This is a genomic window from Streptomyces sp. NRRL F-5135, assembly GCF_000719775.1.
Classification (GTDB): domain Bacteria; phylum Actinomycetota; class Actinomycetes; order Streptomycetales; family Streptomycetaceae; genus Streptomyces; species Streptomyces hebeiensis.
In genome coordinates, this window is record NZ_JOHR01000001.1 from 584582 (window position 1) to 610037 (window position 25456).

The 25456-nt window shown below is 71.6% G+C and carries 22 protein-coding genes and 2 pseudogenes; 16 read left to right on the plus strand and 8 right to left on the minus strand.

All coding sequences use genetic code 11. The features are described 5' to 3' along the window. Nucleotides 1-79: 79 nt before the first annotated feature. A complete protein-coding gene (locus IG02_RS0102660; RefSeq protein ID WP_030741202.1) occupies nucleotides 80-1354 on the minus strand; it encodes an aromatic ring-hydroxylating oxygenase subunit alpha in 1275 nt (424 codons plus the stop codon). A gap of 355 nt (nucleotides 1355-1709) precedes the next feature. Here IG02_RS0102660 and IG02_RS0102665 point away from each other — a divergent pair, with 355 nt between their 5' ends. From IG02_RS0102665 to IG02_RS0102680, 4 genes are read left to right on the plus strand one after another with little or no spacing between them, the layout of a single operon-like run. Further along, nucleotides 1710-2717 carry an ABC transporter substrate-binding protein gene (locus tag IG02_RS0102665; RefSeq protein WP_030741205.1) on the plus strand — a complete coding sequence of 336 codons (1008 nt, stop codon included), beginning with the start codon at nucleotides 1710-1712 and terminating at the stop codon, nucleotides 2715-2717. After that, nucleotides 2717-3568: an ABC transporter ATP-binding protein gene (locus tag IG02_RS0102670; RefSeq protein ID WP_078854124.1), complete on the plus strand. Its 852-nt coding sequence runs from the start codon at nucleotides 2717-2719 to the stop codon at nucleotides 3566-3568. The genes IG02_RS0102665 and IG02_RS0102670 overlap by 1 nt, the downstream gene beginning before the upstream one ends. Next, nucleotides 3565-4386 carry an ABC transporter permease gene (locus IG02_RS0102675; RefSeq protein ID WP_030741210.1) on the plus strand — a complete coding sequence of 274 codons (822 nt, stop codon included), beginning with the start codon at nucleotides 3565-3567 and terminating at the stop codon, nucleotides 4384-4386. The genes IG02_RS0102670 and IG02_RS0102675 overlap by 4 nt, the downstream gene beginning before the upstream one ends. Then, nucleotides 4383-5366, plus strand: a complete 984-nt coding sequence (locus IG02_RS0102680) for a quinone oxidoreductase family protein (protein WP_234314574.1) — start codon at nucleotides 4383-4385, stop codon at nucleotides 5364-5366. The genes IG02_RS0102675 and IG02_RS0102680 overlap by 4 nt, the downstream gene beginning before the upstream one ends. Here the strand turns inward: IG02_RS0102680 and IG02_RS0102685 are convergent. Next, nucleotides 5355-5789: a MaoC/PaaZ C-terminal domain-containing protein gene (locus tag IG02_RS0102685; RefSeq protein ID WP_030741215.1), complete on the minus strand. Its 435-nt coding sequence runs from the start codon at nucleotides 5787-5789 to the stop codon at nucleotides 5355-5357. The two genes, IG02_RS0102680 and IG02_RS0102685, sit on opposite strands and share 12 nt — an antisense overlap. 65 nt (nucleotides 5790-5854) lie before the next feature. Further along, the gene (locus IG02_RS0102690) at nucleotides 5855-6334 is read right to left on the minus strand and encodes an FAS1-like dehydratase domain-containing protein (RefSeq protein ID WP_030741218.1); all 480 of its coding nucleotides are present in this window, start codon (nucleotides 6332-6334) and stop codon (nucleotides 5855-5857) included. Nucleotides 6335-6459: 125 nt separating this feature from the next. Between IG02_RS0102690 and IG02_RS0102695 the strand changes: the two genes are divergently transcribed. Genes IG02_RS0102695 through IG02_RS0102705 form a run of 3 tightly spaced genes read left to right on the plus strand, consistent with a single transcriptional unit; the run spans nucleotide 6460 to nucleotide 11260 of the window. Further along, nucleotides 6460-7326 (plus strand): alpha/beta fold hydrolase, encoded by an 867-nt coding sequence (locus tag IG02_RS0102695; protein ID WP_107055524.1) that lies wholly within the window; start codon nucleotides 6460-6462, stop codon nucleotides 7324-7326. A gap of 17 nt (nucleotides 7327-7343) precedes the next feature. After that, a complete protein-coding gene (locus tag IG02_RS0102700) occupies nucleotides 7344-9656 on the plus strand; it encodes a CaiB/BaiF CoA-transferase family protein (protein WP_030741224.1) in 2313 nt (770 codons plus the stop codon). Continuing rightward, the gene (locus IG02_RS0102705; protein ID WP_234314575.1) at nucleotides 9653-11260 is read left to right on the plus strand and encodes an AMP-binding protein; all 1608 of its coding nucleotides are present in this window, start codon (nucleotides 9653-9655) and stop codon (nucleotides 11258-11260) included. The genes IG02_RS0102700 and IG02_RS0102705 overlap by 4 nt, the downstream gene beginning before the upstream one ends. Before the next feature lie 64 nt (nucleotides 11261-11324). On the opposite strand, the gene IG02_RS0102710 is transcribed toward IG02_RS0102705, so the two are convergent. Then, complete coding sequence (locus IG02_RS0102710; protein ID WP_051764334.1) at nucleotides 11325-13184, minus strand: ABC transporter ATP-binding protein; 1860 nt, start codon at nucleotides 13182-13184, stop codon at nucleotides 11325-11327. Between the two features lie 319 nt (nucleotides 13185-13503). Here IG02_RS0102710 and IG02_RS41320 point away from each other — a divergent pair, with 319 nt between their 5' ends. From IG02_RS41320 to IG02_RS0102735, 5 genes and pseudogenes are all read left to right on the plus strand, one after another. Further along, on the plus strand, nucleotides 13504-13695 hold the full coding sequence (locus IG02_RS41320) for a hypothetical protein (protein ID WP_158712224.1): 192 nt from the start codon (nucleotides 13504-13506) through the stop codon (nucleotides 13693-13695). A gap of 150 nt (nucleotides 13696-13845) precedes the next feature. Continuing rightward, on the plus strand, nucleotides 13846-14553 hold the full coding sequence (locus IG02_RS43590) for an SDR family NAD(P)-dependent oxidoreductase (protein ID WP_199813937.1): 708 nt from the start codon (nucleotides 13846-13848) through the stop codon (nucleotides 14551-14553). 154 nt (nucleotides 14554-14707) lie between these two features. After that, nucleotides 14708-17833, plus strand: a complete 3126-nt coding sequence (locus IG02_RS0102725; protein ID WP_107055505.1) for a discoidin domain-containing protein — start codon at nucleotides 14708-14710, stop codon at nucleotides 17831-17833. A 350-nt stretch (nucleotides 17834-18183) separates the two neighbouring features. Beyond that, a pseudogene (locus IG02_RS38640) lies at nucleotides 18184-18343 on the plus strand (rhodanese-like domain-containing protein); the annotation flags it as partial. Nucleotides 18344-18488: 145 nt separating this feature from the next. Further along, nucleotides 18489-18773 carry a hypothetical protein gene (locus tag IG02_RS0102735; protein ID WP_030741241.1) on the plus strand — a complete coding sequence of 95 codons (285 nt, stop codon included), beginning with the start codon at nucleotides 18489-18491 and terminating at the stop codon, nucleotides 18771-18773. 34 nt (nucleotides 18774-18807) lie between these two features. Here the strand turns inward: IG02_RS0102735 and IG02_RS0102740 are convergent, their stop codons facing one another. Next, a complete protein-coding gene (locus IG02_RS0102740; RefSeq protein WP_030741243.1) occupies nucleotides 18808-19950 on the minus strand; it encodes an FAD-dependent monooxygenase in 1143 nt (380 codons plus the stop codon). Between the two features lie 172 nt (nucleotides 19951-20122). Between IG02_RS0102740 and IG02_RS0102745 the strand changes: the two genes are divergently transcribed. Next, nucleotides 20123-20458 (plus strand): ArsR/SmtB family transcription factor, encoded by a 336-nt coding sequence (locus IG02_RS0102745; RefSeq protein WP_030741245.1) that lies wholly within the window; start codon nucleotides 20123-20125, stop codon nucleotides 20456-20458. A gap of 174 nt (nucleotides 20459-20632) precedes the next feature. On the opposite strand, the pseudogene IG02_RS38645 reads toward IG02_RS0102745, so the two are convergent. After that, nucleotides 20633-20929, minus strand: a pseudogene (locus IG02_RS38645) (DUF664 domain-containing protein); the annotation flags it as partial. Beyond that, complete coding sequence (locus IG02_RS42025; protein WP_051764336.1) at nucleotides 20929-21468, minus strand: hypothetical protein; 540 nt, start codon at nucleotides 21466-21468, stop codon at nucleotides 20929-20931. The pseudogene IG02_RS38645 and the gene IG02_RS42025, both read right to left, overlap by 1 nt. A 189-nt stretch (nucleotides 21469-21657) precedes the next feature. On the opposite strand from IG02_RS42025, the gene IG02_RS0102755 reads away from it, so the two are divergent. Next, entirely contained in the window at nucleotides 21658-22479 is an 822-nt protein-coding gene (locus IG02_RS0102755) for an endonuclease/exonuclease/phosphatase family protein (protein ID WP_030741247.1), read from the plus strand. Between the two features lie 225 nt (nucleotides 22480-22704). On the opposite strand, the gene IG02_RS0102760 is transcribed toward IG02_RS0102755, so the two are convergent. Beyond that, nucleotides 22705-23142: a MerR family transcriptional regulator gene (locus IG02_RS0102760; protein ID WP_420707703.1), complete on the minus strand. Its 438-nt coding sequence runs from the start codon at nucleotides 23140-23142 to the stop codon at nucleotides 22705-22707. Nucleotides 23143-24297: 1155 nt separating this feature from the next. Here IG02_RS0102760 and IG02_RS43390 point away from each other — a divergent pair. Further along, nucleotides 24298-24420 carry a hypothetical protein gene (locus tag IG02_RS43390; protein ID WP_267958482.1) on the plus strand — a complete coding sequence of 41 codons (123 nt, stop codon included), beginning with the start codon at nucleotides 24298-24300 and terminating at the stop codon, nucleotides 24418-24420. 155 nt (nucleotides 24421-24575) lie between these two features. Continuing rightward, entirely contained in the window at nucleotides 24576-25445 is an 870-nt protein-coding gene (locus IG02_RS0102775) for a hypothetical protein (RefSeq protein WP_158712225.1), read from the plus strand. Nucleotides 25446-25456 lie beyond the last annotated feature (11 nt).

The following is a 25456-nucleotide window of genomic DNA, read 5'->3' on the forward strand; positions in this document are numbered from 1 at the left end:
GCGAAGCGCTTCTTGGCCAGGGGGAGCGCCACGGCGATGGCGGCCCCGGCCAGCAGGGTGAGCAGTGTGCGGCCCATGATCAGCCCTTCTTCGCGTTACCGGCGTCGGCGGGACCGGTGGCATCGGCGGAATCGGCGGAAGGAGCGGAAGGAGCGGGCGGGGCCCCGGCCGCGGCCAGCTTCTTCGCGTACTCCTCCTCGCTGAGGTTCCGCCACGCGGTCAGCGAGATGTCGGGGCGGTAGAGCTTCTCCGGAGGGGCGTCGGTGACGTCGACCATCCAGGCGTCCTGGCCGGAGAACTGGCCGTGGAACAGCCAGCGGACGGCACCCAGGTACTTGGCGTAGAACCTGAGCGTCTCCCAGCCCTCGGTGAAGTTGACCATCACACCCACGTAGCGGTGGTTGTCCGCGTCGACCGGGACGTAGAACTCGTAGTGGATGAACTTGGGATAGGCGATGCGCAGCACGCCCGGCATCGCGAGGGAGGCGAAGCCGGGGAACTCCTGGGCCTCGATCGTCGGATCGATCTTGTCCGACTTGCCCGTGTTGCCGAGGTTGAAGGTCTCCTTGGGCGGCTGGAGTTTCCACCAGCGCTTGTTGGACCAGCGGCCCACACCGGGGAACTCGGCCTCCCAGTGGACCTCGTCCTGGACCCGGTAGATCCAGCGTCCCCGGGGGACGATCCGGGTGATGTTCCAGGTCGGCATCGGCTTGAACAGCCGCCACAGCGCGGTGCGGTGCAGGTACTTGGCGTGCCCCTCGTCGAAACCGTTCTCGCAGGCGAACCGCCAGTTGCCGCCGCGAGGTTCGATCCGGCCGCCCATGACGAAGCCGTGCGAGACGAGTTCTTCGGGGAGTTGTTCGTCGATCGGGTGGGGGTCCTCGTCGGCGACGGGGACGTAGACCCACACCATGCCGAGGCGCTCCTCGACGGCGTACGTCCTCACTCCGACCTTGCCGGTGAGCCGGCATCCGGGGCCGTCGGTGATGACCGCGCACAGCTTTCCGGTGGGCAGGTCGAACGTCCAGCCGTGGTAGGGGCAGCTGACCGTGCCGGGAAACTGCTGGTCGCCTTCGGAGAGCGGCACCCCGCGGTGCGGGCACCGGTTGTGCAGCGCGTACGCCGTGCCGCCGTCCCGGATCAGAGTGATCTTCTCACCGCAGATCGTGAACGGGAGGGGTTTGCCGGTGATGTGGCTGGACCAGGTGACCGGGTACCAGTAGCCGCGGAAGCCGGCCGCCGCACCGTCGTAGTGGGGCCACGACGACCAGTCCTGCCGGCCGGGCTGCCCGGCCGGTCCGCGGCCGGGGCGACCGGTGCTCGTGGAGGCGGGCGGGCCCTCACTCGTCGTCATGGTGCGTGACCTCCTGCTGCCGTCGGAACATGCCCCGAGCTTCGGGGGAGCGGTCCGATCCGGCTACGGACCCGTTCCACTGAGCAGACCGCACCGGAACGGGTCCGTGGACGGACCGGCCCCGCCCGCCGGGCCCGGCGCGAGCCCACCGGGCGACACGCCCCACCCCGGTCGCACCGGTCGCACCGGTCACTGGGCGGCTCACCACGCGGCCGGTTCCGCGTCCATCCCGTTCAGCGGACCGCGCACCGTGCCAACCGCCGTCACCGGGGGCTACGGTTCGCGCCAGCCCACGGGCCGCACCCCGTACGACCGGCCGAAACCGGCGGTCTCCCGTCAACCCACGGAGGAGTCCATGGAGACACGGGGCAGCAGGAGACACCCCCTCGCGGGTATCGTCGCCCTCCTCGCTCTCATCGCCGCGACAACCCTGACCGCGTGCAGCGCGGCCACCACCGACTCCGCCGGCGGTTCCGGCGGGAACACGGCGCCCGGCCCCACGGTCCGGATCGCCGTCGGAATCGACCCCTCGTTCGCCCCCTTCTTCCTCGCCGACGCCCGGGGTCTGTGGGCCGAGCACGGGGTGAACGTCGAGCTCGTCCAGTTCGGGCGGGGCGGCGAGGGCGTCGACGCTCTGGCCGCCGGTCAGGTGCAGTTCGCCGGCAACTCCGACACCACCACCATCGGCATGCTCCAGCAGCACACCGGCCTGCGGTCGCTGCTCGTCTACGAGGAGTCCGGCCGCTACCTCAAGGTGGTCGTCGGCCCCGGTGTCAAGAGCCCCTCGGAGATCAGGAAGATGGCCGTCGTACCGGGGCTCTCCGAGCTCGCGGCGACCCGGTTCCTCCAGTCCAAGGGCATCGACGAGAGGTCGGTCGACTTCGTCACCGCGGATCCGCCGGAGATCCCCGCACTCTTGCAGAAGGGCGACGTCGACGCCTACGTTCTCTGGGAGCCGTGGCCCGCCAAAGGCGCGGAACTGGGCGGACGAGTCCTGGAGACCACCGGCGACTACGGCCTGTCGTACGCCCACTGGCTCATCACCGACGACGAATGGCTGAGCGGCGACGAGGGCACGGCGGTCAAGATAGCGCAGGCCCTGCGGGAAGCGGCGGAGGCCACCGAGGCCGACCCCGACGCGGCGGCGGCCGCCACACGGAAGGCCGCGAAGGTCCCCGCCACCCAGACCGTGCGAGCCATCCAGGACATCGACTTCGGCGTCCGCGACATCACCGCGGCCGACCTCGGGGGGTACACCGCGACCGCCCGGTTCTACGCGGAGACCGGGAAGGCCGCGTCCCAGCCGGACGTGACCGGGGCCGTGCTGCCCGGATGGTTCACCCAGCAGACGAAGGGATCCTGATGACCAAGGCCATCGAGGCCGACCGGCCGCCGGCCGGTCCGGCGCCGGAGAACGACGCCCACGGTGCGGCCGTGGCCGTCGACGGGGTGGACATCCGGTTCGGCTCCTTCCACGCCGTGCGCGACATCTCGCTGGACATCGCCGCGGGTGAGTTCCTCTGTCTGCTCGGCCCGAGCGGCTGCGGCAAGTCCACCCTGCTGTCGGCGCTCGCCGGGTTCGTGCCCCCGCACTCGGGCAGCCTCACCGTCGACGGAGTGCCCGTCACCGGTCCCGATCCCGAACTCGGCATGGTCTTCCAGAGCAGCGAGGCCCTCTTCGACTGGCTCACCGTCCGCCAGAACGTGGCGTTCGGCCCCCGAATGCGCGGCAGGTCCCGTGCCGCCCAGCACAAGCTGGCCGACGAGTACCTCGCCCTGGTCGGCCTGCGGCACTGCGCCGACCGGTTCCCGAGCCAGCTCTCCGGCGGAATGCGCCAGCGCGTGCAGATCGCGCGCGTCCTGGCGAACGAACCGCGCGTGGTGCTGATGGACGAGCCGTTCGGCGCGCTCGACGCGCAGACCCGGCAGGTGATGCAGGAGGAGATGGCCCGCATCTGGCAGACCTCGGGCTGCACCGTCGTCTTCGTCACCCATGACATCGACGAGGCGATCCTGCTGGCCGACCGGGTCGCCGTCATGACCGCCGGCCCGGCCGCCTCGGTCAAGTCCGTCTACCCGGTGGACCTGCCCCGGCCGCGCGACGAGTCCGCCCCCGCCGTCCTCGAACTGCGGCACGCCCTGCGGGACGACATCGGCGAAGAGGTCCGCAAGTCCCTGCTGGCCCAGGGGCTCGACCAGGAGGAGGAGCGATGACGCTCGTCACGGCGAAGCCCACCGCGCGACCGCGGACCGACCGGCGCCCGGTGCGCGGCGCCGTACGGGGACTGCGCACGGCCGGCCTGTCCGTGGTGTCCGTCCTCGTCGGCATCGGGATCTGGCAGTTGCTGGCGATGTCGTACGGCGCCTCCCTGGTCGCCTCCCCGCAGGCGACCCTGTCCGCCGCCGTCGCTCTCGCCCGCGACGGCACGCTCACCAACTCGGTCATCGCCTCCGGTCGCCGCATCCTGATCGGCTGGGGTCTCGGCCTGCTGGTGGGCGTGCCGGTCGGCCTGCTCATCGGGCAGATCCCGCTGGTACGCCGGCTCCTCGACCCGTACATCGAGTTCTTCCGCTTCATCCCGCCGGTCGCCTTCGTGACGCTGGCCGTGGTGTGGCTCGGCATCGGCGAGTCGTCCAAGGTCGTGCTGATCTTCTACACGGCGGTCTTCATCGTCACGCTGAACACCAGCGCCGGGGTGATGGCGGTGAGCGAGTCGAAGCTGCGGGCCGCCGCCAGCCTGGGCGCGGGCCGCCGGCAGATCCTCCAGCAGGTCGTACTGCCCTCGACCGTGCCGTACATCGTCACGGGGGCGCGGCTCGCCATGGGCAACAGCTTCCTGACCATCGTGTCCGCCGAGATCGTCGCCGCCCAGGTCGGCCTCGGCTCGCTGATCTGGACCTCCCGCAACTACGGGCGCATCGACTGGGTCTTCGTCGGCATCATCACCCTGGGCGTTCTCGGGTTCGTCTTCGACCGCGTGCTGCGCATCGTGGCCTCGCGGGTCCTACGACATTACGGAGTGAAACTGTGAGCAGTCGTGTGCGGGGACGGACGTCCCGTGCGCTGGTCCTCGAACGGTTCGGCACGCTTCCCCGGCTCGTGGAGCGTCCGGTGCCGGTACGGGGCCCCGGCCAGACCCTCGTCCGGGTGCGGGCGGCGCAGGTGGCGCATCTCGATCTGAACGTCGTGGACGGGAAGTTCGGCATCCTCCCGGATCTGCCCTCGGTGCCGGGCACCTCGGCGTGCGGGGTGGTCCTGGCCTCGGACACCCATGCCGAGGGCGGTCTGGTGAGGATCAACGGCAAGGGACTGGGGCTGCGCCGGGACGGCGGCTGGGCCGAGCATGCCGTGGTGCCCGACGCCGCCGTGCTCCCCGTGCCCGAGGGCACGGATCCCGCGCTGGCGTGCGGCTATTTCTCCCCCGCGGGTACCGCGTGGCTGGCGGTGCACTCGGTGGCGGGCGTGCGGTCCGGGGAACGGGTCCTGGTGACCGGCGCTTCGGGCGCGGTCGGCGCGCTGGCCGCGCAGCTCGCCGCGCGCGCCGGGGCCGAGGTGATCGGGGTGGTGGGCCGCCCGGCCAAGCTGAGCCATGTCCCGGCGCCGGCGAAGCCGCTCCTGGCGGCGGAGTTGTCGCCGGAGGCGGTCGGCGGGCCGGTGGACGCGATCGTCGACACCGTCGGCGGACCGGTGCTGCGCGACGCCCTCGCGCTGGTCCGTCCGCGCGGGCGCGCGGCGCTGGTCGGCTACACCGCCGGACGCGAGTTCAGCGTGGACCTCGCCGACTTCCTGCTGGCGGACGTGGCGCTGTTGCCCGTCAATCTGATGTCCCGCGGCAAGGAGGTCGCCGCGGACACCGAGCGGCTGCTCACCGAACTGGCCTCGGGAGAGCTGACGTTGCCGATCGAGCGGCACGGGATCGAGGGGCTGGGGCAGGCGGTGGACCGGTTGCGCAGTGGGGAGGCGGTCGGGAGGGTGGTGCTCGACCTGGACCGGGGCCGCTCAGTGGACTGACGCGGCACTGGCAAGGACGACGACGGCGTGGCCCCGGCAGCAGACGCCGCCGGGGCCTTCGCCGTCCGCGGGTCCGCAGTGCTCCACGAGGTCGAGCGTGGCCTCGCCGCGCACGGGATCGACCGCGCGTACGGTGCCGGTGACTTCGAGTCGGTCTCCCGCGTGGGCGGGCGCCCGGTTCTGCCACGCGATCTCCCGCACCCGCCCGGTCCCGCCGGCGAAATCCGCCGCGGCCCGGTGGAAGAGACAGCCGTGCAACTGCGCCATGACGACCGGCCCGGCCAGGCCCTCGGAGCGGGCGAAGGCGGTGTCGTAGTGGATGCGGTGGGTGTTGCGGGTGACGGCGCCGAAGCGCAGCAGGGTGACCTCGTCGGGGGTGAACGAGACGGGTGGTACCGGCTGACCGACACTGACGGAATCCATGGGCGTGCTCACCTGGCTCACTTCACGCACCTGACTCTTCACCTGACTCGACTGACTCACCTGACTCACCTGACGATGAACCTTTCCGTGACCTCGACGAGCACTCCGCGCGCCGCGCGGTACGTCTTCTCCACCGTGATCAGCAGGAACCCGTCCCCGGAGCCCTTGCGCTCGACCGCCGTGAGGGCCCGGAACACATCGATCGTGTCACCGGCCCGTACCTCGTCCTTCCAGCGCACCTCCTGACCGCCCGCCATCAGCCGCACGTCGAGCCCGTCCGTGCCGGGGACCTCGTCGCGGTACATGCCGTCCGGCCGGACCTCGTCCGGGCCGGGGCCGGGCACCGGGCGCAGCAGACTGACGACGTACAGGGGGTGCACGGTGAACCGGGAGTGCCGGGGGTCGATCAGGTGCGGCGCGGTCTCTCCCGAGGCCCGCGCGAACTCCGCCGCGTCCTCGGCCCGTACGGCCCCCAGGGAGCGCCGTTCCCGCCGGCCGATCGAGTCCCGGGCCCGTTCCTCCGCACGATCCAGCTCCGTCGCCATGCGCCGCCTTTCGTCCTCGGGTGACACGACGCTAACCGCCGCCGCCCGTCCGTCACCACGGGTCCGGCCCGCTCAGCGGACCGCTCCGCTTGGGCGCGCCCCTGCCGCCGGACACGATGCGGGGCATGGACCTCATGGACATTCAGCCGCCCCCGCCGGGCACCTACGCGGACGCGGACGGCGTCGACTACCACTACATCGAGGTGGGCGGGGGCACCCCCACCGTCTTTCTGCACGGCGGCGGCCCCGGCTGTACGGGCTGGTCGGACTTCGGGCAGGTGGCGCCGCTGTTCGCGGCGGACCGCCGGTGCCTCCTCGTCGACATCCTGCAGTACGGGAAGTCCGCGAAACCCGTCATCGAGGGGCCCATGTGGGACTACCACGCCGCGAAGACGGTGGCGTTGCTGGACACCCTGGGCGTGGACCGCGCCGACTTCGTCTGCAACTCGTGGGGCGGGACGATCGCGATCGACCTGGCCGCCAGGTACCCGGATCGTGTCCGGTCGCTGGTCGTCACCGGCAGTATGCCGGTCTTCCACGGCCCGCTGGCCCCGCTGCCGGAGGGCGGCCGGCGCGGCCGCAACGCCCGCGACGTGTACTACGGCGGTGACGGCCCGTCCTGGGAGAAAATGCGGGCCCTGATGGCGCGTCTGGAGTGGTACGACCCGGCCGCCGTCCCCGAAGGCACCGTGACGCTGCGCTACGAGCAGAGCCTCGACCCGGAGGAGACCGCGCTCGCGGGCGCCTCGGACAACCCGCGCGGTGACTGGCAGGACCTCTCCGCCGAACTCGGCCGTATCGACGCCCCCGCGCTCTTCCTGTGGGGGATGTACGACGCCTTCCTGACCCCGGACTATCCCCTGATGCTTGCCCGCATGGTGCCGCGGGGCAGTCTGTATGTGATGGACCAGGCGTCCCACCACCCTCAGGAAGAACGTCCGTACGAGTACTACAGCGTGGTCAGCGGTTTCCTGAACCAGCACCGCGGCTGACGGCGAGCGGAGGACACATGAGCGCGTCGATCCCCCGCGTCGTCGAACTGTCCGGCCCCTTCGCCCGGTTCGCGGGCAGGCTGCTGGTCGGGCTCGGTCACGAGGTCGTCCTCGTCGAGCCCCCGGAGGGCGACGAGACGCGGCGCGAACTCGGCGGTGACGCCTTCGTCCACTGGCACGCCGGGAAGCGCTCGGTGACGCTGGACCGGTTCACCGCCGAGGGCGCCGCCGGGCTGCGGCGCCTGCTGGCGGGTGCCGACGTCCTGCTCGACGGAGCGCCGGACGGCGCGGGCCCGGCCGCCGAGGGCCTCGGCCACCTGGTCCATGTGCGCGTCACCCCGTTCGGGCTGGTCGGTCCCCGCAGCGGTTGGCAGGGGACCGACCTGGTCGTGGCGGCGCTGGGCGGGATGCTCGCGCAGGTGGGCGATCCCGACGGGCCGCCGCTGCGGCTGCCGGAGAACCAGGCGGAGCAGCTCGCGGGCGTCAACGCGGCGATCGCCGTCCTGCTCGGCCTGCGGGCACGGCGCCGGGGACCGGGTCAGCTCGTCGACGTCTCCGCGCAGGCGTGTGTCGCGGCGGCCCTGGAGGCGGGAGCCCTCGCCTACCTGCACGAGGACCGGGTACCGCCGCGGCCGGGGCGCGTGCATCCCCTGGTCCCGCACGGGCTGTTCCGGGCCGCCGACGGCCACCTGGGCGGTGGGCTCGGGGGCAGCCCCCGCATGTGGGACGCGCTGCTCGCGTGGTTGCGCGAGGAGGGCGCGGACGCCGGTCTCGCGGAGCCCCGGTGGCAGGACCCCGTCGAGCGCAAGAAACACCAGGAGTACGTCTTCGAGGTCGTCCAGGACTTCGTCGGCACCTGGCCCAAGGCCGAGTTCGCGGAGCGGGCGCAGGCCAGGAAACTGCCCTGGGCGGCCGTGGACCTGCCGCACGAGCTGCCGGACAATCCCCAGCTGTCCGCACGGAACTTCTTCACCCGGGTCGAGGGCCGGACCGACGTGGGCTTCCCGTTCGCGTTCCCGGAGGGCCGCAGGGTCACGCGACTCGGCGTGCCCGGCCCCGGCGACGACCAGGCGCTCCTCGACGAGCGACGCACGGTGCGACGGGCCGAGGGCGCCTTCTCCGACCGGCCCGCCCTGGACGGCGTCCGCGTCCTCGACCTGACCTGGGTCCTCGCGGGCCCGTACTGCACGAAGGTCCTGGCCGACCACGGCGCGGACGTCATCAAGGTGGAGTCCGTCTCACGCCCCGACCCCACCCGGTTCGCCCCCTTCATGCATCTGTCGCGGGGCGACCACACGGACCCGAACACCAACGGGTACTTCAACGAGGTCAACCGCAACAAGCGCGGCATCGCCCTCGACACGCGGACCGAGGAGGGCGTCGCCGTACTCCGGGACCTCATCGCCTCCTGTGACGTCCTCGTGGAGAACTTCAGCGCCACGGTCATGACCCGGCTCGGTCTCGGCTACGACGCGCTGCGCGAGATCAACCCGGGCATCGTGTACGTGAGCATGTCGGGCATGGGCCACACCGGTCCGCGGGCAGGCTGGGTGTCGTACGCCGACACCGTCTCGGCCGGTTCGGGGCTGACCGGGCTGACCGGCTGGGCGCCCGACGACGTGGTGGGCGTGATCTACGGCCACGGTGACATCGTCGCGGGTCTGCAGGCGGCGCTGGCGACGGTCGCCGCGCTGGAGCACCGGGCGGAGACCGGGCGCGGCCAGCACATCGACCTGTCCCAGCTGGAGGCGATCGCCGCGCACATGGGGACGAGCCTGCTCACCTCGTCCCGGACCCCGATCGGCAACGCGCACCCGGAGTGGAGCCCTCAGGGGGTGTACCGCTGCCTCGGCGCGGACCGCTGGCTGGCCGTGAGCGTCCGCTCGGACGAGGAGTGGGCGGCGCTGTGCGATGTCCTGGGGCGACCCGAAGTCTCCGCCGACGCCCGGCTGTCGACGGCGGAGGGCCGCAGGCGCGAGAGCGCCCTGGTCGACGGCGTGCTCGGCGAGTGGGCGCGCGGTCTGTCCGCCGATCTGGCGGCGGAGCTGCTCCAGGAGCGGGGGATCCCTGCCGGGGCGGTGCAGGACGGCCGTGAACTCGTCGAACACGACCCACAGTTGAGGGCGCGCGGCTTCTACGTCCGCGCCGAGCACCCGGTCGCGGGCGCCTTTCTGCACGAGGGCGTGCCCATCCGTCTCACCCGCACGCCGGGCGGAGTCCGGCGGGCCGCGCCCGTGCTGGGCGCCGACACCGACGAGGTACTGCGCGATGTCGCGGGCATCTCCCCGGAGCGGCTCCGGCGGCTGCACGAGGAGGGTGTGCTGCGGTGAGTGACTCGACGGCGTACGGCACGGGCACACCCGGCGCGCGGGTGCGCGAGATGACCGTGCCGGGGCTCGTCGAGTCGGCGGCCGAGATGTTCGGTGACCGCGTCTTCCTGCGTGTGGGGGATGTGACGCGCACGTACACCGAGGCCCGCGAGGCCGCGGCCACCATGGCGGGCGCGCTCGCCGCCCGGGGCTGCCGGCCGGGCGACCGGATCGCGGCGCTGCTGTCCAACCGGATCGAACTCGTCGACCTGGTCCTCGGGTGTGCGTGGCTGGGCGCGGTCGTGGTGCCGCTGAACACCGGGTTGCGCGGCCGGTCGCTGCGCCTGGCGCTGGACGCGGCCCGGCCCCGGTTCCTCTACGCCGAGGCGGAGTCGGTGGCGCACGCCGCGGCGGCCGGGCATCGTGGCGTCGTCTGGCCGGTGGGCGGCGAGGACGTCCCCCGGCCGGGTGTGGCCGAGGCGATCCCGCCCGGGCGGTCGCGTCCGGAGGACACCGCCGCACTTCTCTTCACCTCGGGCACGACGGGGAGTTCGCGCGGTGTCCGCTGCCCCCAGGCCCAGTTCGTGTGGTGGGGCCGCACTGTCTCGGAGGCGCTGCGGCTCACGTCCGACGATGTCCTGTTCACCTGTCTGCCGTTGTTCCACACCAACGCCCTCAACACCCTGGCGCACGCCATGACCGTGGGCGCGAGCTGCGTCGTCGGCGGGCGTTTCTCCGCCTCGCGTTACTGGTCGCAGGTGGCGGAGGCCCGTGCCACGGCCGTCTATCTGCTCGGTGCGATGGTGCCCATGCTGCTCGCGCGGCCACCGGGGCCGGACGACCGGGCGCACCGGGCGTGGCGCGGTCTCTCCCCGGCCACCCCGGGTCCCCTGTGCGGGCCCTTCCTCGACCGCTTCGGCGTCACCCTCCTCGACGGGTTCGGCTCGACGGAGACGAACCTCGTGATCGGCGCCACGCCCGACGCGTACCGGCCCGGCCGCATGGGCACGGTACGCGAGGGCTTCTCCGCGCGGGTGGTCGACGAGACGCTCGGCCCCGTCGCGGACGGAACACCGGGCGAGCTGCTCGTCCGCAGTCACCACCCGTACGCCTTCTCCACCGGCTACCTGGGGGATCCGGAGCCGCCGCCCGGTTCCTGGCGCCGCACGGGCGACCGTGTGGTCCGCGAACCCGACGGCTGGTTCCGCTTCGTCGACCGCGTCAAGGACGTCATCCGGCGCCGTGGCGAGAACATCTCGTCGTCCGAGGTGGAGTCGGTGGTCCGCGCCCACCCGGCGGTGGCCGGGGCGGCGGCCTTCCCCGTGAGGTCCGAGCTGGCCGAGGACGAGGTCATGGTCGCGGTGGTCGTCCGGCCGGGCGGTGTGCTGGACCCGGCGGACCTGGCCCGGCACTGTGCCCGTGAACTGCCCGCCTTCGCCGTGCCCCGCTTCGTGGAGACGGTTCCGGAGCTGCCGCTCACCGAGACCGGCAAGGTCCGCAAGGCCGTCCTGCGCGAGCGCGGCGTGACCTCCCGAACCTGGGACCGCGCCGCCGTCACCTCGGGTACGGCATCCCCTCGGAGCACGCGGCCGGCATCCGCGCCGGAGCCGGGTTCGCCGTCCTGACCACGGCACCGCGTTCCGGCGGCGCCCGCCCCGGTCCGGGGCGGCAGCGGCGGGCAGTGCGCGTTCAGTGCAGGTCGGCCGGCGCGGGGGTGCCGTCGACAGCCATACCACCGACAGGGCTGTCGCCGACGGGACTGCCGTCGAGGAAGCCACCCGACTGGTGCTGCCACAGCCTCGCGTAGGCGCCGTCCGACGCGAGCAGTTCGTGGTGCGTGCCCTGCTCGACGATCCGTCCCCGGTCGAGGACGACGAGGTGGTCCATGGTGGCGACCGTGCTCAGCCGGTGCGCCACGACCAGGGCCGTCCGCCCCTCCATGAGCCGCCACAGCGCCTCCTGGACGAGGAGTTCGCTCTCGGAGTCCAGGGCGCTGGTGGCCTCGTCGAGCAGCAGGATCGGCGCGTCGCGAAGGATCGCCCTGGCGAGGGCGACCCGCTGACGCTGCCCGCCGGACAGCTTGACGCCCCGCTCCCCCACCATGGTGTCGAAACCGTCCGGCAGCGCGTCGGCGAACTCGGTGACGTGCGCCGCCTCGGCCGCGCGGCGGATCTCGGCCTCGGTGGCCCCCGGCCGGGCGAACGCGATGTTGTCCCGAAGTGTGCGGTGGAACATCGCCGGTTCCTGGGGCACGTACGCGATCAGGCCGCGCAGGTCGGCCTGGCGCAGCCTGCTGATGTCCTGGCCGCCGATCAGGATCCGGCCGGCGTCGATGTCCGTCATCCGCAGCAGCAGCCGGGAGAGTGTGGTCTTGCCTCCGCCGGACCGGCCGACGAGACCGATCTTCGCCCCGCTCGGCACGGCCAGGTCGAGGCCCTCGAAGAGCGGCTCCGCGCCCGCGTGGGCGAAGGTCACCTTCTCGAAGCTGATGTCCGCGGCCCGGGGCCGCAGGGGCTCGGGCGAGGCGGGGTCGAGCACGGTAGGCGGCTCGAGCAGGAGTTCGGTGAACTGCGCGGCCTCCGTCATCGAGCTCTCCAGACGACGGTAGATCTGGTTGAACTCGAACATGATCCGCGTCGCGTTGGTGTAGTACGTGAAAGCGACCACGACCGCCTCCACTCCGTGCCCGCCCCCGCCGAGCGTGACCGCCAGCAGCAGGCCCAGTACGTTGGTCATCACGGACATCGGCGCGACCAGGGTGTCGATACGCAGGTTGCCGTAGTCCCACGACCTCAGCGTGAGCCGCCGCGACTCCGCCACGCGGGACCGGTGCTCCGCGGCCTCACGGTCCTCGGCGGCGAACGCCCGGACCGTGTCCATGTTCATCAGGCTGTCGGCGACATGGCCCGAGACCCGGGCGACCGCCCGCTCGCGCTGGGCGACAAGGGCCTGGCGACGGCGGATGAGGGGCACCACGCACAGCCCCGTCACCGCGATCATCACCAGCAGCCCGACGACGAGCAGCGGCTCGTAGCGCCACAGCACCACCGCTCCGAACAGCAGCGGCACGAAGTTGCCCACGACCGAGAACGTCAGCGTGTCGACGAACTGCTCGAAGCGGGCGGCGAAGCTCAGGACCCGCTTGGTCAGCGAGCCGGCGAAGTGGTCGTGGAAGAACGCCGCGTCCTTGGCGAACAGCTCGTCCATTCCGATCACGTACAAGTGCTCGATGCCGCGGGCATCGAGCCGGTTCAGACAGTGCAGGCCGACGCGCCACACCGCCTCCGCGAAGAACAGGGCACCGGCGAAGCCGAGGACGTAGGGCAGTGCCGCGCCGACGTCGGCGCCGGTGTCGCCCGCGATGCCGCCGACGAGCTTCGCGACGAGCAACGGAGCGATGTAGTAGATGCCGATGTTGCCCAGCGCCGGAAGCAGCATCCCGGGAACCGTCAGCCACCGGAGACGGACCAGTTCCCGTCGGTAGTAACGAAGTGCGAGGAGCACCGAGCCCTTGCCCGGCATTGCGTCGTGCGTATCAGGAGATCCCATCCCCCTGCCTTCCGCTACTCGCACGTCGAAAGCGCCGCGAGAACGGCAGTTTCCCGTGACGGCACCCAGGACGTCCAAGCGTTTTTTCGGCCGCGGGGATGCGCACGACTTCCCATTGGCGCGATTCAATCCCTCCGGGTTCACCTCAAAACGCCGGTTCCGGTGCGCTACGAATATCTGGTATCGGGAATTGATCGTCACTTTTGGGGGCGCGTGAATTCCGGCGCCGGGACGATTTCCGGCCGGAGCGGCACGGCGCCGACGGCGTACGCGCCACGGAGCACACTCGCCTCGCGGCGCCCCCGGGAGGAGTATGGAGATGAGCGACCGAGGGAGGCCCGCCATGAAGACCGGAGCCTCGTACGACGACCGCTGGCTGTACTCGCGCACTCCCTCGCAGGCCGAGGGCGAGCGCGACGAACCGGCCGAGAACGCGGCCGTGGAACAGCATCCGGACGTCCCCAGAACCGAGCCGTCCCAGGCGGAGGGCGAGCCGGTGGACGACATTTAGGGGTGCTTTCACTATGCCGGCATGACCCTCACAAATGATCAATTATGGTGCCCGCGGCGGAGCCCCGGTAACGCGCGAGGCGCACCGGGATCCGGCGGCACACGGCGCCGCCCGAGCGCCGCCCGAGCGCCGGGGCGGCCTTCCCCCAGGGTGTTCTTCTGCGGTCGGCGCGAGCAGCTCGGCCGGCACGTGGCCGCGGGCATCCGGGCGGCCGGCGGTGAGGCGACGTTCCTCCGCGCCGACGTGCGCCGTGAGAGCGAGGTGCGGGACCTCGTCCGCGCCTGCGTCAGCCGCTACGGGAGACTCGACGTCGCGGGCAACAACGCCGGCGTCGAAAGTCCTCGGGCGGCGCGGCTGCACGAACAGTCCCTCACGGACATGGAAGACGTCTGGCGCGCCAACGCCGGCGGTGTCTTCCTCGGCATGAAGTACGAGATCCCGCAGATGCTGGCGCAAGGAGGCGGGGTCATCGTGAACACCACGTCCATCTCGGCGGAGGTCGTATGGGTCTTCCCCTCCGTCTCCCGGCGCTGGCCGGACGCCTCCGTCCAGGGGCTGCGCACCCAGGGCGCGTTCCTGGTGGACGCGGACCGCTCGGGCGGCCGGACCCGGTGGGTCCGGGTGCACAGCCGGGCGGGTGCGCCGCTCGTGCTGCAGCACGGCATCGACGGCGCCATCGACGTACGGGACGAGCACGGGCGGCGCCTGCGCCACCGGGAGACAGCGGCAGGCCGCATCGAGGTTCCCCTCGGCCCGGGAGAAACGGCCGTCGTTCTCCGCCGTGGCACCCACGCGGACCTCGGCCCGCGTGACGTACCGGCCGTCGGAGACTCGAAACCGTGGGGGCTGCCGGACTGAACGGTCGGCGCCTCACCGGTCGCCGGCGCCGACCGGTCCGGTGAGACGCCGACCGGTGAATTGCTGACGTCACACCCGTTGACGCGCACACCGGGACCGCCGAACAATGTGCGAGCCCCTTTGACAACGTTGTCCAGCCTACGAGGTGTCGCCCGTGCCGCATTCCCTGCCCCTCGACCGCCGCCGCTTCCTGCATCTCGCCGGTCTCACGGGAGCGCTGGCCGCCCTGCCCCCGCTCAGCGCAACCGCGAGCCCGCACGCGGCTGACGGCCGCACGGACACGCCCCCCGACGCCGTCGCAGCGACCTACCTGCGTGTGCTCCAGGACCACACCCGGTGGTCCGAGACCCAGTGGGACGAGGCGCGGGGCCACTACAGGGCCAAGGACTTCGGGTTCGCCGTGGTTCTCGGCAACGCGGTCCTGCTCACCCACGGCGCCTACGACGCGGCGCGCACGGGTACGGACCCGGAGACGCTCAAGCGGCGCACACTCGCCACGATCCGCCACTTCGCCGCGTCCAGCCGGCTCACGGGCGGCGACGAGTGGGGCCGCAAGCTGTTCTTCGACACCACGTTCCAGTCGTACTTCATCCTCGCCGCCCGGCTTCTGTGGCAGGACCTCGACACCACGACGCGGACGAACGTCGACACCATCGTCCGCGAACAGGCCGCCTATACCGTGTCGTTGGGCAGCGGCGACGACCCCGCCTCGGGCGACTGGACACCGAACGGCCTGCTCGGCGGACACGTCGGCGACACCAAGCTGGAAGAGATGGGCCTGTACGCGCAGACGCTCGCGCCGGCGCTCGCGTGGGCCCACGACGACCGTCGCGCCGCCGACTGGGCCAGGTGGTACGGCATCTGGTCGCGCAACGAGGCGGGGCTGCCGCCCGCCGACCTCGCCAACCCGGCCCGCGTGGACGGCGTCGCCGTCTCCGAGAACACCGCCCGGAATCTGTACGACACCTTCATCGTCGAGAACCACGGCTCCTTCGGCCCGCACTACCAGGAGGAGTTGTGGCGCACCTCCGGCCGCAACTCCGCACACTTCCTCGCCGCCGGACGCCCTATGCCGCAGGTCCTCGTGCGACAGCCGAACGCCCAGGAGCTGTGGCGCACGCTGCTCGGCGTCATGAGCGACGCGGGCGAGCCGCTGATGCCGATGGTCAACGACCGTGAGCACCTCTACGGCCGGGACGTCATTCCGCTCGCCTTCCTCTCCCAGGTGATGGGCGACCGGGCCGCGGCGCGCGCGGAGCAGGAGCTGGCGTCGCGGCTGGAGGCCTATCAGCAGTACCCGCCCGCACACCGGATGGTGAAGTTCTCGGGGGAGCCGAAGTACGAACCGGAGGCACGTGCCGAGATCGCGATCAGCTACCTGCTGCACGTGTGGGCGGCGGCCTCCGGCCGGCCCGTGACGGCACTGTCGCGCGAGGAACTGTTCGCACGGGCCTCCGGTGTCACGGACTTCGGAACCGGCCCCGGGCTGGTGTCGCACCAGTCGCGTGCCGCGTGGGCCGGTGCCGTGACCAAGCCGGGGTTCGTGAAGTTCGCCTGGCAGCCGGGGCACGACGACTGGCTGTTCCGGCTCGGCGGCGCGACCCCGATGTTCCTGCCCGCCACCGGCGCGAAGGTCCGGGGCCGTACGGTGCGCGTGTACGAGTCCCTGCGCGACGGCTTCGACGGCAGCGCGACGCTGCTGCGCCTGGACGGCGGCTGGGCCGGCTTCGCGACGCTGCCGACGGGCGCCGTCGTCTACGCGAGCAGCGGCACCGCCGACGCGGAGGGCCGCCTCGACGTGCACAACCTGACGATGCCCGGCATGCCGGGACTCGACGGCTCACGCACCTACCGCTTCGAGGAGGGCGAGGCGACCGTCCGCGCCCGCGACACCTCCACCGGCACCCCCGCGGGGCGGGTGGACGACCTCGGCTTCACGCCCACGACGGTGCGCCACGTCCGCATGCTCGGGGTGCGGCCGGATCCGTCCTACGGCTACTCCCTGTACGCCTTCGAGGTGCGCGACGGCACCCAGGGCGAGGACCTCGCGCGCGGCGGGTCCGCCACCGCCTCGTCGGCCGACGCCGGGAGGGGCGCGCCCCTCGCGGTGGACGGCGACGGGACCACGCGTTGGGCGGTGTCCAGGGCCGACCGTCCGCGCGCCGACAGCTGGCTGGCCGTCGACCTCGGCGTCGAGCGCAGGATCGACCGCGTGACCCTGCGCTGGGAATCGGCCGCCGGCCGCGCCTACCGCGTCCAGGGGTCCGCGGACGGCCGGGACTGGAAGGACCTGGCGACCGGGCCGAGGCCGGCGGTGAGCAGCCGCGGCGGCTGGCTCGACGTCGAGGGACGCGCGGGGCTCGTGGTGCGTGACGGCCGGAACCCGATCGGCGTCTACGACGACATGATCGTCCTCGGCGACGGCCCGGCGGCACCTCTCCTCGTCGAGGGTTTCCCCGGCACGTCGGCCGGGAATCTGCGCACGATCGCCCGGCAGCCCGCGCCCGCGGCGGAGACCACCGAGGTGCGCACGACGCTGACGGACGGGCACCTGACCCTGTTCAACCTCTCCGGCGAGCCCGTCAGGACGAGGATCGCGATCCCGCGCACCGGCACGGACACGGTGGTCTTCGAGGGCACGCAGACGCTGACCGCCGACGGCACCTCTTTGGAGACCGCGCTGCCCGCCGCCTCGGCGGTCGTGCTGGCCCCGCGCTTCACGCTCACCCCCCTCACGGGCAGGCGACTGCCGCCGGGCCTGCGGGCGCAGGTCGTCGACGGTGCGACCGTGCGCCTGTCCGGGGTCTCTTGCGCCCTGCGCGTCCAGGCCCAGGGGCGTGCGAGGGTCGCCTCGGTCACAGCGGGCCGGACGATCACCGTCGTCCTGGACGGCGCGACCGCCCACCCGCACGACGACCTGGCCCTCGGCAGGACCGTCTTCCCCACGAGCCCCCTGCCGGAGGGCATGTCCGACCCCGCGGCGGCCGTGGACGGCGACGTCCGCACAGCGTGGCAGCCGGGCGCGCGCGGCCGCATGGTGGTGGACCTCGGCGCGGCCCTTCCGGTCCGCCTGGTGGAGACCGAGTGGACGGCCGGCACGGTGCCGGGCGCGCAGGCCGGCTTCAGCACGGACGGCATCACTTACCAGAACGCCGGGTCACTCACCGGGCGGGGCCGACTGCGCCGGCTGACCGTTTCGGGGACGGCCCGCTACGTCAGCCTCGAGGTCGACGGGGCGCGGGCGGCGGTGTCACGCCTGCGGCGCCTGACGGTGCGCTGACCGCGTCGCGCCCGGGCCGTGCGGGGACGCTCGTCGGCCGTACCTCGCACGAGCCCGGGTCCGCCACAACAGCCGCGTCCGGCGCTTGAGGACGAGACCCGGCGTGGCCGGCTCGTGAGCCACTCTCCGCGCGTCAGCGCTCGCCCGCGAGATCAACGTCAGGACGAGCCGCGTCGGCATGAACGCCCACCTCGGCCTCGCCTCCGTGGTGGCCATGGTGCGCGGGCCCCGCATCGCGCCGGATGCGCAGGCTCCGGAACCGGCGGCGGAGGGTGCGGCCGGGGTGGCATCCTGAAGACCCGCATCCCGCCGTCGCCGGCGGCCGGCTGGATCGTTGACCGGCGCACAGGCTCGCCCTTGCCCAGCTCGGCTACCGGGTGAAGGAGATGATCGGTGGTATCGAATACTGGGATCCGCGAGGGCTTCCCGGTCGAATCGCTGGCCGGTACCGAGCAGCGCGAGGCGGACCCATTGACCGCTCCGATCGGCTCCATCACCTGCGCGTGCTGACGGACACCGCACGGCTGGGCGGCACGGTCCGCCCAGCCATCCCGGCCGACCTGCCTACGGTGGCGAGACTGTGCGCCGCCCATGCCGCGTTCGAGCGCGCCGCGCCTCCCTGCCGACCTCGCGGCACGCCTGGAGTCCGCCTTGTATGCCGCACACCGTGCTCCGCAGGCGGGCGAACGGCGAGTCCGTCGAGCAGATCCAGCCGGACCTGATCATCCCTACCGGCAAGCGCAAGGGACGGAGCCCGTCCGTCGCCAGCATCTACCGGGCGCTCGCCGAACAAGCCAAGCGCGAGGCATACCCCGAGGCCGTCGAGCGGGCCCACGCCGACTTCGCAGCCCTCCGGCCGGCGAAGTCTCCGGACCCCGCCTTGCTCTCCCCGACCGAGCGTCACTCTGATTACAGAGAGCTACTTGTCACTTCGCCGTAGTTTCGGGAGAACAGGGCCAACACGCGGACTCGGTCTACCGGTTCACGGCTTCGCGAGAGGCGATCCGGTTCGTGCGCTCGACCGCGCGGCCCACCGCGTTGCGCACCGCGAGGCCCGGCCGGGTGCGGGGCACCATGAGCCTGGAGAGCAGACCGACGCGTCGCTGCCGCGGACCTACCTCACGGCGGAGCCGCGACTCGTAGGCGGCGAAGGCGCGGGCGTGATCACCGGGATGGGCGGCGAGCTCTTCTGCGAGGGCGTACGCGCCCGCCATCGCCATGCTGGACCCGTCACCCAGCAGGGCTGTCGCCGCCGCCGCGTCCCCGAGCAGTACGACCCGTCCGCGGGACCACGAGGGCACCCGGATGGTGGTCAGGGGGTCGAAGAACGGAGCCGGGTGGTCGAGAAACGCCGCCACGAGTTCCGGCGCCCGCCACCGCACGTCGGCGTAGGCGTCGGCCACGGTCTGCTTGTGAAGGGCGATGTTCTTGCGGTCGTGGGGCGCCGGCTGTGCTCCCCGGAAGGTGAAGATCGCGAGCGGAGTGGTCCGCGAGGGGTGGACGACCAGCATCCGGTTCGGCACAGTCAGCATCGTCATCTCGCTCGGGTCGTCGATGGCGTCGGGTTCCAGCGGCACGGTCGCGCCGTACAGGCCCAGGTCGCTCGCGAACTGCCGCTCGGGTCCGAATACCAGGCGCCGTACGGTGGAGTGCATCCCATCGGCACCGACTACCAAGTCGAAGCGCCGTGGCGCGGACCGCCGGAAGGTGACGTCGACCCCACCTCCGTCCTGGTCGAGAGCGGTGACCGTGTCGTCGAACAAGAACTCGGCCTCGGTCTGCGCCGACCGGTGGAGCACCTCGGACAGGTCGGCTCGGGTCACCTCGACCGTCGGCGCCTCGTCCGAGGTGAGCGGGAGTTGCAGGATTCGCCTGCCGTCGGGGTCGAGCAGGGTCAGTGACCGATTGCGGGTGGCGAGCCCGCGGAGCTGCGGGAGGATGCCCATGCGGTCGGCGACCGGGATCGCGGGCCCCTTCACGACGATCGCGCTGCCACCGGAGCGCAGCTGCCGGGCATGTTCGATGACCGTCGGCCGGTAGCCATTCCGGGAAAGCCAGTATGCGAGTGCGGGTCCTGCGATTCCGGCACCGACTATCAGCACCTCGGGCTTCTTCATGACGATGACCTCTCGGAGTGTCGATGACCAGGTCCCCGGCGAGTGCCGGGGCCGGGTCTCGGGGCGCGGCGGCACGGGGCAGCGCAACCGGGACCAAGGTACGAAAAATTTCGTACCTCAGTGGAGCACACCCTTCAGGTACGATTCAAGTCATACCTAAGAGGGGTGCCACGTGACCGGAAAGAACCTGGTCGGCCCGGAGGCCGACGCGCTCGATCTGGGTGCGGTGTTTCGCGCCCTCGCCGACGAGCACCGTCGTTCGGTGTTGACGCAGTTGGCCGCCGACCGCAGCGACAACGAGCGGGGCTGCAACTCGTTCGCTCTTCCGATCTCGAAGCAGACCCAGACCCACCACTTCCGCGTCCTGCGCGAGGCAGGTCTCATTGACGAGATCGACTACGGCAACCGCAAGGGCATCCGTCTACGACGCGCGGACATCGAGAAGAGATTCCCCGGGCTGCTCGCCCTCCTGGGAGCAGAGCCTCCGGGCGATACCGCTCCTCGCTAAAGCCCGGACGCCGCGGCTCTGCCCGACCGCCGCGCCGGGCGGCGGCGCTCCCGGCCAGTGCCGCCGCCCCGAGTGCCCGGCACCACTCGCCGCACCCGACCGATACGCGTTTCGAGCCCGAGCCGGTCGCGCCGGGAAGCGCGCCACCCAGGGGAGGAACGGAAACGGAGCAACAGGCGCCCCCGACCTGGCGGCCTGCTCGATCTTCGCGCAGTAGGCCGCACGGGCTTCCTCGTCGATCTGCTTCTCAAGTTCGGCGCGCAACCCGGTCCGGCCGTCGAGGCCCTCGCGCAGGATATCGGCATGCCCGGCATGCCGGATGGACTCGCCGAGGACATGGACCATGACGGCGAACAGGTTCGTGTCGGCATAAGGCTCCGGCCACCACGGCACGTGGCCGGGCGCGTCGAGGGGAAGGTCGTTGATCGTCGCGTCCGAGTGTTCCCACGTGCGCCGGTAGAACCCGATGATCAGGCACCCGCGGTCGTATCACCGGCCATGGTCGGCGTCCCGCCGGATCTCGACGATCGGCAGCTGCTCACGCGGCAGGCTCGGGCGGCCGGTGATCCGGCCCGCGCCGTATCCGATCGCCTTGCCCGGCCAGGCTGTTGGGCGATGGCCGCCCACCACTCGCCCTCGGTGATCAGCGCGCCGATCGCGGCCCCGGGGCCCATCGGCTCGCGCCCGTCCCCATCCCGGCACATCGTAGGGACCGTGCGCGGCTGCGGCTTCGCCTTCCGGCCGCCGCCGTTCTCCCGAGCCTGCTCCATCGCGGCCCGCAGCGCGACCCGGGCCAGGTTGACGCCGGACGCGGCCGGCCCGTCGGCAGCGGCGGCGGCGGACGAGATCAGGCGGTTGCGCAGGCGGTTGCGTATCACCCGGGCGTTCTCCCAGCCGGGCCAGACTCCTTCCTGCTGGTCTGTGGTGCTGCCCCGGCTGACGGCCCCGCAGAGGAAGGGGCCGGCCGGCAGTGGTCGCCGGACGGGCCCGGCCGGCGGAGCGGCGGGCATCTCCTCGACCGGCGGCCCCGGCCTCCACGTGCCGGAAGCGCCACCGCGAACGCCGTCCGTTGGGCGGCCGGGCGGGGAGAGCCAGGTCGCATTCCGGCGACAGGTGTCACCACGGGGGCGGCGACTTCGTCGTAGGGCCAGAGAGCTCCACGGGATGTCGAAACCGCACGCTTCGGAGGAATCTTCACCATGACACGTGCAAGACGCCGTCTCCGCTATCTGGTCGCCGCCTTCGGCGCGCTGGCACTCACCGCGCAGCTGGGGATCAACAGCCCGGAGGCCGAGGCCGGCACGGACCTGAGGTTCTGGCACTTCAACATGTGCGGCAACGTCTGCTGGCAGCCCGACGCTCCGCACAACTACCTGCCCGGCACCGACTCCCGCGGGGAAGTCACCGTGCGGGCGGCCCAGATCGTGGAATCGGTCGGCAACTACAGCCCGGACATCGTCACCCTGAACGAGGCCTGCTACAGCCAGTACCGCGGCATCCGCGCGGCCCTGGTCGCCCAGGGATACCACGCGACGTACGCCAGCAGCGGCACCGGCGGGCAGTGCGACGACTACGACGCCTCCGAGGGCAACGGGTTCGGCATGGCGCTCTTCTCCAAGCAGCCCATCGCCACCCCCCGGGAGACCCACAACCTCGGCACCGCGGCGAATCCCAACCTCCTGCTCTGCGCCGACACCGCCCTCGGCTCCCGCCCCGTGAAGGCCTGTTCCGTGCATCTCACCGCCGCCTCCGCGGAGCAGCGGGCGTTCCAGGCGACGAACCTGGCGGCCCTGGCCTCCGGGTGGCACGCCACGAAGCCGGAGGTACTGATGGGTGACTTCAACGCGGAGCCACTGGACCCCGTCATGGCAAGTTCTACAGCCACAGCGGTGGCGAGGGGATCTTCCACGAGGCCGACGAGTCGGACGCGGACTACTCCGCCTCCTGGCCCGCGGGGGCCGTCCGGGGCCGCAGCGGGGAAATCACCTTCAGCTCCGAGGCGACCAGTCCCCCGACGCTGAAGAAGATCGACTACATCTTCCTCAGCGGCGCCGACTTCAGAGCCGTCGAAGGCGACAGCCTCTACGGCGGCGAGCGGCGCATCTCCGACCACCGGGTCTACCGCGGCGGTGCCGCCTGGCAGTGAGCACGCCCGGGCCTCGGGCGCGGGACATGTCCCCGTCTGCTGGACCTCCTCCTGGACTCCTCTGCCGGCAGGACTGAGGAAGCCCCCGCCAGGCCGTGTTCTATGTGGCGGGTGAGTCTTGGGCGGACAGCTCTTCGGCCAGTTCCATGCAGCGCAGGCGGGCCGGGGAGAAGTCGTAGGGCATCTTGCCAATGGCTTCGAACGCGCTCATGGAGCCGGCCTCCCGCCCCGCCTCCTGCTCGGCGAGGGTTTCCTCCAACCGCTCCAGGGTGCCCGCGATACCGTCTCCGCTGTCCCCACCGACGGAAGCCATCCCGGTGGTAAAGGCGTCACGGATGTCGCCCAGGGCGATCCCGGCTTCGGCCATCTTGCGGATCCACAGCAGGCGGATCATGTCCTCGTACCCGTAGCGGCGGCGGTCATCGCCGCCCCGCTCGGGCTCGGGGAGCAGGCCGATCTCGTGGTAATGGCGGATCGCTCGTGGCGTGCTGCCGGCGAAGGCCGCCGCGTCACCGATCTTGACCTGGCGGGGTGGCATGAAAGACGAATGCATGAGCAGGGACCATTCCTCAGGGGATCGGGACGTAAGTCCAGCGGACCACATGCCGCTACGGAAGGTGCAACCCCATACACACCGCATACGCACCGCATACACACCGTCCCGCGCCAATGCCAGGAAATGCGCCCTTCCTCCGTAATGACCGCAGGGCCGCCGTTTCCTGCGGGCATCCGCACGACGGCAGACCGAGGTTCACAGCCACTGACAGGGGAACGGCGGCCTCCCGGCGGCGGATGTCGAGATCGGCCGATCCGCCACGGAAGTGGCGCGATCCACCCTCCGGCCCCGAATATCCGGGAACGAGCCGTGCGTCGGCCGGAGTTGCGAGCGTGAGGCGATCCACGACGACAACACACGGACCGGACACGGAAACGGCGTTCCGACAGCCGGGCGCGGACCGCGTCGGCCGGATCCGTCCTTTCGCCTGCGGGCGCCGGGCATGTTCACTGGGGCCGTGTCGGCGATGGTTCGAGCGAGGGCGATGCCGGGCGCCGCGCGAGTGTGGGTCGTCCGGGCCCGGGCGCGTGGTCGGCCGCCTTGCCCCTACCCGCTCCGCACTGGTGGGGCCGATCCTCACGGACGGCTCGCGCGGGTGCGCCGAACATCGCGAGCGGGGCGCCGACGTAGCCCTGCCAAACGTGGGAGGCCAGGTTGGGTTCGGGCGAGCAGCCGCTCCAGGTCGGGGCGGACTTGCGGCAGGTGGCCGGCTCACCGCCCCAGCCGGTGAACGGCGCCCCGGCCTCCGGCTCGGTCGGCGGGATCCACAGCTGGGCGTCCTTGGCGCCGCGCGGACGGTTCACCTCGTCGATCGGGATCCCCGAGCCTGACAAGGTCCGCCGTCCCGGGGGGGGGAGAGACCGGCCCCGCTGCGCCGCTGCCAGGCCGTGGCCGGCCGCCGCCCGGCGATGGTGTCGGACCGGACGAGGGCGCGGCCGTGGTTGATTCTCGCTGCGCACCCCAACTCGAGGAGATTGGCCTGGGCTTGCTCGTCATTCAGGAGATTTTGAGACATCCCGCTCGCCGTACAGCTTCAGACCCGAGGCGTCCGCAATCTCCAACTGCCCGGCCAGGTACTCGGCCACCGGTCTGCCCGCGAGCCTCGTTCACCGAGGCGGCCCGCCAGGTCCCGCAGGGATGAGGACCACCCTCGGCCCGGCGGTCACCCGCACGCACGTCGCTCCGGGACGCTCCGCGCTCTCCGCCACCCGCCACCGCTTCCTCACCCACCCCGCCGACCACCCCCGCCTCTCCGAATAAATTCGAAGGCCCCTCAGCCCGCCAACGCCGCCGCATTCCCCGCGCAGGAGATTGGACCAGGGAAACCACTCATGAAAGAGACGTGGACACCGCCTTCTCCGAAGTGGCCACCACCTTCTCCCCCGGTGATCGATTCCCCGCGAGAGAATTCGACGGTGACCGATCCGCGGCAGCCGATCAGCGGCACGGCCGATTCCTCGACCGAGGGGGTCACCGTCATGGACGGGGACCACCTACTGGGCGACTATTCGGTATCCGGCGGTACTTGGACGTGCGTTCCGACGAAGGACTGGACGGGAGGCTCCCACACCGTCTCCGCCACCGCTTGGTATAAAGCCCCTTTCGACGAGGGCTACGGCCACGTCGATTCGGAACCACGTTACGTGACCTTCGACGTGCCCCTACCACCGCCGGCCGCTCCGGTTATCTCTTCTCCGCTGGAGGGTGCGACGGTGACCGAGCTACGGCAACAGGTCACCGGTACGGCCGATCCCGGGGTGGACACGGTCACCCTCATCGACAAGGGGAACAACCCACTGCCGGGCGAGGCACACGTGACCGGTACTACCTGGACCTACACCCCCACCACCGACTGGACCCCGGGCCCGCACACCATCACCGCCACCGCCCACAGAAGCGGTCTGGACTCACCACCCTCCGCTCCCCGCGACTTCTCCGTGCGGACATCTTCTTCAACGGTGTCGGTGGATCTGATGGACCCACTTGCCGACCATCAGGCAATTCCGGTCGACTACGCATTCACGCATAAGCTCGACGTGCACATCACCGAGAACAACGACGATGTACGCATGCTGCCCATCACCTTCACCATCAATGGATCCACCGGATCCGAGTTCGGCACCGGCGCGACCACGTACCCATCCCGAACCGATGACAACGGTGTGGCAGCTGCGACGACGCTGTATGCCGGGGACAAGCAGGGAAGTTTCACCGTCACGGTTACCTCGCCCGTACGTGCTGACGTGCGCAAAGACATCCATCTCACCGTCCAGCCCCGTTCGTGAAACCAAGGAGG

Coding starts and splice junctions, on each gene's coding strand:
- IG02_RS0102660 (WP_030741202.1), bottom strand. CDS start 1,354: ATGACGACGAGTGAGGGCCCGCCCGCCTCCACGAGCACCGGTCGCCCC.
- IG02_RS0102665 (WP_030741205.1), top strand. CDS start 1,710: ATGGAGACACGGGGCAGCAGGAGACACCCCCTCGCGGGTATCGTCGCC.
- IG02_RS0102670 (WP_078854124.1), top strand. CDS start 2,717: ATGACCAAGGCCATCGAGGCCGACCGGCCGCCGGCCGGTCCGGCGCCG.
- IG02_RS0102675 (WP_030741210.1), top strand. CDS start 3,565: ATGACGCTCGTCACGGCGAAGCCCACCGCGCGACCGCGGACCGACCGG.
- IG02_RS0102685 (WP_030741215.1), bottom strand. CDS start 5,789: ATGGATTCCGTCAGTGTCGGTCAGCCGGTACCACCCGTCTCGTTCACC.
- IG02_RS0102690 (WP_030741218.1), bottom strand. CDS start 6,334: ATGGCGACGGAGCTGGATCGTGCGGAGGAACGGGCCCGGGACTCGATC.
- IG02_RS0102695 (WP_107055524.1), top strand. CDS start 6,460: ATGGACCTCATGGACATTCAGCCGCCCCCGCCGGGCACCTACGCGGAC.
- IG02_RS0102700 (WP_030741224.1), top strand. CDS start 7,344: ATGAGCGCGTCGATCCCCCGCGTCGTCGAACTGTCCGGCCCCTTCGCC.
- IG02_RS0102710 (WP_051764334.1), bottom strand. CDS start 13,184: ATGGGATCTCCTGATACGCACGACGCAATGCCGGGCAAGGGCTCGGTG.
- IG02_RS41320 (WP_158712224.1), top strand. CDS start 13,504: ATGAGCGACCGAGGGAGGCCCGCCATGAAGACCGGAGCCTCGTACGAC.
- IG02_RS0102735 (WP_030741241.1), top strand. CDS start 18,489: ATGCCGCACACCGTGCTCCGCAGGCGGGCGAACGGCGAGTCCGTCGAG.
- IG02_RS0102740 (WP_030741243.1), bottom strand. CDS start 19,950: ATGAAGAAGCCCGAGGTGCTGATAGTCGGTGCCGGAATCGCAGGACCC.
- IG02_RS42025 (WP_051764336.1), bottom strand. CDS start 21,468: ATGCCCGCCGCTCCGCCGGCCGGGCCCGTCCGGCGACCACTGCCGGCC.
- IG02_RS0102755 (WP_030741247.1), top strand. CDS start 21,658: ATGACACGTGCAAGACGCCGTCTCCGCTATCTGGTCGCCGCCTTCGGC.
- IG02_RS0102760 (WP_420707703.1), bottom strand. CDS start 23,142: ATGCCACCCCGCCAGGTCAAGATCGGTGACGCGGCGGCCTTCGCCGGC.
- IG02_RS43390 (WP_267958482.1), top strand. CDS start 24,298: ATGAGGACCACCCTCGGCCCGGCGGTCACCCGCACGCACGTCGCTCCG.